This is a genomic window from Gardnerella sp. 26-12 (assembly GCF_001660745.1).
GTDB lineage: Bacteria > Actinomycetota > Actinomycetes > Actinomycetales > Bifidobacteriaceae > Bifidobacterium > Bifidobacterium swidsinskii.
On sequence record NZ_LWSR01000066.1, the window covers coordinates 1 to 5,888 of the forward strand.

Here is a 5,888-nt window from a genome sequence, read left to right on the forward strand (position 1 = left end):
GTGTGTATAAGAGACAGATATTAATATCATCTGCTATAATTGGGAAGGTTGAGGTTTCACGATGGCCGCGGTCACAATGTTCATTCGGAGTGGCTGAGGAACTTCCGGGCTCCACAGAGCACAATGGCGGATAACGTCCGCCCAGGGCGACCTGAGAGATAGCGCAACAGAGAATAGACCGCCTGAACGTTTCGTTCGGGTAAGGGTGAAACGGCGGTGTAAGAGACCACCGGACTTCTGGTAACAGTAAGCCGCATGGCAAGCCTCATTGGGAGCAAGGTCAAGCAGAAGACGCTTTAGAGCTGCTCGCTCAAGTCTTCGGGTAGACTGCTAGAGTTTGGCGGTAACGTCAAATCGAGATGGATGGCCATCCGCATGCACTTGTGTATGCGACAAAACCCGGGGTATGTGAAACCTCATCAACTCAACCAATAGCATATTTTCAACTTATATCGCTGATTCTTGGAGCGAAAGAAAAATCAGAAAATACTGCTAAGCATTTATTAAACGACGAATCTAAATCAATTTTTACGTTTGAATTATCAACTACCCCACATGTTTGCATACCAGCTTGCTGAGCTGAACATAAAGCTGTAGCAGAATCTTCAAAAACTACACATTTAGCTGGATCTACTTTAAGTTGATTAGCAATATCGATATAAGTTTTAGGACTATGCTTACCTTTTTCAGATAAATCTTCTCCAAAATGAAGAAAATCAAAACAATCAAAAATGCCAACTCTTTTTAAAGCTGGAATACACAAGCGTTTAGAAAGAGTTGTAACAAGAAAAAGCTTTATACCATTAGAACGCAAATAATACACATATTCATACGCGCCTTTTCTTAGCGGAAGATGATTAGCATAAGCGTCAAAAGCCATATCTGACCACTCCTTCATCAAATCTTCAGGAGCATCAGTAAATCTGTAATTTTTAATAACATATTCTGCAATTTGTCTAGGATTCATTGTTGCAGTCGTATTCGCAAAAATTGAAGGAACGCTCATACCACGTTTCGCAAAACTTACTCGATCAATATCATCCCAAACACTTAAAGAATCAAGTAATGTGCCGTCAAAATCAAAAATCGCTGCAACAATAGACGAATTATTTTGTAAATCCATCAATGATCTTCCTACTTGCACTCAATAGCTCACGAGCATGTCCTAATGAAGTTTTTGATTCACTTCCATCAAGCATCCTAGCGATCTCTTGCTCACGCATCAAATCATTAAGCTCAATAACAGAAGTATCCGCAACTATAGCAGAAGAACTATTCTCGCTATTCTCAACAAGATTTTTTTGTACTGCAAATTGTGCATCTGCAAAAGAAGCAACCTGAGCTAAATGAGTAACAACAATAACTTGAGCATGTTGAGAAAGTTGAGCCAAACGTTTACCTAGCTCTACTGCCGCAACACCACCAACACCAGAATCTACTTCGTCGAAAACAAATGTAATATTTTCTTCGTCGCAATCTGTCAACTTCGCAACAACAAGCTCAATTGCAAGCATAAGCCTACTTAATTCACCACCAGAAGCACTTTTGCTCATCGGCAAATCTGAAGAAGCAGGAAATGGTCGGAACAAAAACTCTACATCATCACATCCGTTAGTATCAAGCGAAATAGAACCAGATAAATCTTCGCAACGCTTATTTACACTGATAATGAATTGAGCACCTGGCATAGCCAAAGAATGTAATTCTTCACTAACTAAAGTGCCAAAATCATGAGCTGCATTTAAACGAGTTTTATATAATTCTTCAGCAAGTTTAAGAGCATCATCATATCGTTGAGCACATTTAGCACGCGCTTTGGCAATAGCTTCAGGAGAATCATCTAAATCTTCAAGTTCAAACTGAGCTTTTTCGGACCAATCAAGTACGTCATCTAATGTTGGCCCCCACCTACGAGTTAAATCAGTAAGATCATGAATACGAGAATTTAAATCATCTAAATCTTTTTCACTTACATCGATATCCAACTGTTGAGCAAGCTGCATTACAATATCGTCAAGTTGAGCATGAATATCGTCAAGTTGATTTGCAATAGAATTGAAAGAATCATCTACACGAATATTTCGTAATGCTTGAGAAGCTTTATCTACAAGAAAACAAGCATCTTCAGATGATTCTGAAGCACCATAATCTATTTGACTGGAATCAAGGGATGCGAGCGCAATGCTCACTGCTTTAACAATTTGAGCAGAATTCTCAATTCTTTCTCTTTTTGCACGCAATTCCTTATCTTCATTAGGCAGCGGATTCACATCTCGTATTCTCGCTAACGATTCTCTAAGGTAATCTGCACGTTGTCGCGAAGAAGACGCTTGATTTTCTAGTCGATTACATGTTTCTTTAGCATCTTTCCACGCTTGATACGCACATGCGTATTGCTTAAGTAATTCACTATTTTTAGATACAGTATCAAGCAATTCGCGTTGTTTTGAATTTGTTGCTATACGTAATTGGTCACTTTGTCCATGAATAACTATCAATCGTGAGCATACTTGTTCAAGAACTGTTTTTGGTACTGCGAAACCAGAAATTGTTGCTCTTGAACGACCTTCTTGTGGTACTGTTCTAGAAACATACATATCTGATTTATTTTCGTCATTTTCTGAAGGCTCTAATTCAATACCGGATTTTCCAACAGCATCTATCAATTCACTTGTTTTAGGGATACTAAATATGCCTTGAACCCATGCTTCTTTAGCATTTGGAGAAATCCTTGCAACTTCTGCTTTGGATCCAGAAATAAGCTTGATAGCACTTAAAAGCATTGACTTTCCAGCGCCTGTTTCGCCCGTAATAGCTGTCATGTGAGACGAAGGAGTAATAAGCGCATGCGAAATTGGCCCAAGATTACGTATTTCTAACTCTTCAAGCACGCTGTACCTCGTTTTATAAATGCTATAKTTAATATTATYTWMTCTAATGTTGCTTATGGCGCGTTGTACTCTATATATTTAGATATCGTATAGAGTACAACGCGTTTGTTTGTTATGCGCGCAGTGTTTTGGTGAATTTATTTGAAGGGAAATGCTTTGGAAGGTGCGTTAGGGGATAACATCTTTTTTCTTATAGTTGAGTATGTTGCTATGGGATGTTGTGGCATGGTTGGCGGCATGTGGGCTATTCGTAAGAATTATGATGTTTTTGCGATTATTACTACGTCTTGGATAACTGCATTGGGTGGCGGTATTGTTCGTGATGTGTTGCTTGGAGCATTGCCACCTGTTGGTATTGCTGATCGTGGTTTTGTTATTACAGGTCTGCTTTCTGGTGTTATTGTGGCTGTTGCTCACCCTGAGATTGATAAATGGCGTTGGTTTATGCTTACGCTTGATGCCTTGGCGTTGGGCCTGTTTGCTGTGAATGGCACAGCAAAAGGTTTGGACTTCCACATGTCTGGTATGGCTTCAGTATTTTTAGGAATGGCAACTGCTTTAGGAGGTGGTTTGATTCGCGACATGATTTTGAATCAAGTTCCTGTTATTGTGCGGGATAAGCATTGGTATGCTTTCCCTGCTTCAGTGGGATGTATACTAACCGTTTGTGTTGTAAAAGCAAGGCATGCAGGTTATTTTGGTTTAACTGTTGAAATATTGCTTGATGTCCTTATTGTTGCTCTTGTTGTTGCAATGCGTTTGTTGTCTGTGAAACTAGATTTAACTTTATTTGGAGCAATGAACCGCACGGAACCTATTAAGGTTAGACGTCCTCGTATTCGTCGTATTAATAATCGTCGTCACCGTTAATATTGGGTAAGTGGCAAAAAAGTGTGTCTAAAACCCGAGTTTTCGTTGAAATACCAAGGGAAACTCGCTGTCATTAAGCTAAAAAGCTTAACATTTAGTATTACTTGACATTGAAAACAAATAGAGGTATAAGGCGTGCGATGTGCTTAATACATGCCTAGATTAAGTAGTAAACGCTGCCCAATATGCTCTCATTCAATGAAGAGAAATGGTAAAACACGTAAAGGTGCTATCCGTTGGAGATGTACTGCATGTGGAATGTCTTTTACAAGGAAACGTGAAGATATTACACGTGCAGCACAATTTGATAAATTCATTCATTGGATTATGGGAAACCAGACTCAATGTGAAGCCTGTCCTAGTGGTTCTGAGAGAACATGGCGATATCGAATTGAATGGTATTGGAATGTTAAACCAGAATTACCCGAGACAGGCGAAATTTATGACTATGTTCAAATCGATGGAACATACCTTCCATACGGGTGGTGTTTATTAACCGCGGCAAGCAAGGATAAAGTTATTGCTTTGCAATGGTGTAACAAAGAAAATTATTGATGACCAGCAATCAATTGGGTCTTCGGGTTTCGATGCAAGCTTTGACTTATGTAGGGCAGATTACTACTCAGATATATCAATTAGAAAAGGAACACTACACTAACGACACGCCTGAATAAACACGTTTACAGACACACTTTTTGCCGCTTACCTGATTATGACGGCGTTTCTATCAATCAAGTATTATACTGTTGACTTGTGAGCATGACAACGTGAGTCACTCACCACATGTTTGGCCAACATGCTGTTTACTGGAATACGCTTACTCACTAATTGATAAGGCCAATATTAGAGAGGTCATCTTATGATGAAGAAAGTTAGTTCATTGTTAATAGCTGCAGCATCATTACTTGGAAGTATGGTGTTTGCAACTCCATCTTTTGCAGTTCAATCAACATCACAATATGGGAATTTTAAGTCTGAAATGAGAGGATTGCGTTCTCCAGATGGTCGACGTTCAATTGTTCCAGTATCTGGACAAGGATTGAATGTGCATACGCTAGCTGGTGATACTATCGTAGTAAAGAATAATATAGCTACTTGGAGAGATGCAACAAATCATACTATAGCAACTATCAATTTAACAGTTCATGACGGGCAGCATGTTGATTTTGACTATAGCAAAGTTCTTCATAGGATTGCTCCTACTGTTTCCTTAGAGACAGCTCTAGAACGTGGTGGAAAGAAACATCATTGTATTCCTAAATGGATTGGTGTGGGATGGAATGTTTTATGGGATGCAACAGTTTGTACTCCATTATCACTTGGTATTTCTGGATTGGCGTCACCAATTGCTGGTGTTTCGGCTGATATAGCTTGTAGCGCTGCAGGTGGCACTTTGACAGCAGCATTGGGGTGTTAATATGGATGATGTAACTATTTCGAAGAAGCATGCCACAACAGGGCATCGGTCATGGCTTGCTTCGTTTGCTACCATTTGGCTGACGAGTGTTGTTTTCTCGTGCATCAATCATTTACCTTGGTATGCCAATGCTATTTCAGGGGTAATCTTGCTGATCGCAGCGTTTGTATGCCATGCATTGTTGCAGCATCACCATGTGAAGCCTATGGATTACGTGGTGTTTGCTGCTGCCGTGGCAGTTATACTCGTAGTGGTACTCGTATTGGCGTATATCGTCTAAATTACGTTGCCGATAGAGTGATATAAATAATCCCCAGCACCGATTGGTACTGGGGATTTTCCTTACATGCTGTGTTATGCAGTTACCTGCACAAACTTCACAGAGCGTTAATCGCTACAGCAAGACCAGACTTGCGGTTTGCAGCCTGATTCTTATGAATCACGCCACGACCTGCAGCCTTGTCAAGCTTCTTAGCGGCTACTGCGAAAGCGGCCTGCGCTGCAGCCTTATCACCAGCGGTGATGGCTTCACGAGTAGCACGAATAGCAGTCTTCAAAGCAGACTTTACTGCTACGTTACGCTTATGTGCTTTCTCGTTAGTGAGAACACGCTTTTTCTGCGACTTAATGTTTGCCACTGTTACTCCAAACGACGTTTGCTATATAAGGACATACAAATAGTAAGTGTATCATGCTTATTAGATAAATAT

The 5,888-nt window shown here is 40.1% G+C and carries 6 protein-coding genes, 1 other RNA gene and 1 pseudogene; 5 read left to right on the forward strand and 3 right to left on the reverse strand.

All coding sequences use genetic code 11. The features are described from left to right. The first annotated feature begins 49 nt into the window (after window positions 1-49). Window positions 50-423, forward strand: an RNA gene (gene rnpB, locus A5295_RS04180) — RNase P RNA component class A. 19 nt (window positions 424-442) lie between these two features. Here rnpB and A5295_RS04185 read toward each other — a convergent pair. Then, window positions 443-1,123, reverse strand: coding sequence for an HAD family phosphatase (locus A5295_RS04185; RefSeq protein ID WP_064621793.1), 681 nt, complete (start codon window positions 1,121-1,123; stop codon window positions 443-445). After that, window positions 1,107-2,891, reverse strand: coding sequence for a DNA repair protein RecN (recN, locus tag A5295_RS04190; protein WP_064621795.1), 1,785 nt, complete (start codon window positions 2,889-2,891; stop codon window positions 1,107-1,109). The genes A5295_RS04185 and recN overlap by 17 nt, the downstream gene beginning before the upstream one ends. Window positions 2,892-3,047: 156 nt before the next feature. Here recN and A5295_RS04195 point away from each other — a divergent pair, with 156 nt between their 5' ends. The 4 genes and pseudogenes from A5295_RS04195 to A5295_RS04210 all read left to right on the forward strand — a co-directional run bounded on the left by A5295_RS04195 (window position 3,048) and on the right by A5295_RS04210 (window position 5,458). Further along, complete coding sequence (locus A5295_RS04195) at window positions 3,048-3,761, forward strand: trimeric intracellular cation channel family protein (protein ID WP_064621797.1); 714 nt, start codon at window positions 3,048-3,050, stop codon at window positions 3,759-3,761. A 153-nt stretch (window positions 3,762-3,914) separates the two neighbouring features. Continuing rightward, a pseudogene (locus A5295_RS04200) lies at window positions 3,915-4,310 on the forward strand (IS256 family transposase); the annotation flags it as partial. Window positions 4,311-4,620: 310 nt separating this feature from the next. Then, window positions 4,621-5,178, forward strand: a complete 558-nt coding sequence (locus A5295_RS04205) for a hypothetical protein (RefSeq protein WP_064621801.1) — start codon at window positions 4,621-4,623, stop codon at window positions 5,176-5,178. A 1-nt stretch (window position 5,179) separates the two neighbouring features. Next, complete coding sequence (locus A5295_RS04210; protein ID WP_064621803.1) at window positions 5,180-5,458, forward strand: hypothetical protein; 279 nt, start codon at window positions 5,180-5,182, stop codon at window positions 5,456-5,458. 97 nt (window positions 5,459-5,555) lie between these two features. Here the strand turns inward: A5295_RS04210 and rpsT are convergent, their stop codons facing one another. Next, a complete protein-coding gene (gene rpsT / locus A5295_RS04215; RefSeq protein ID WP_004106518.1) occupies window positions 5,556-5,816 on the reverse strand; it encodes a 30S ribosomal protein S20 in 261 nt (86 codons plus the stop codon). Between the last annotated feature and the right edge of the window lie 72 nt (window positions 5,817-5,888).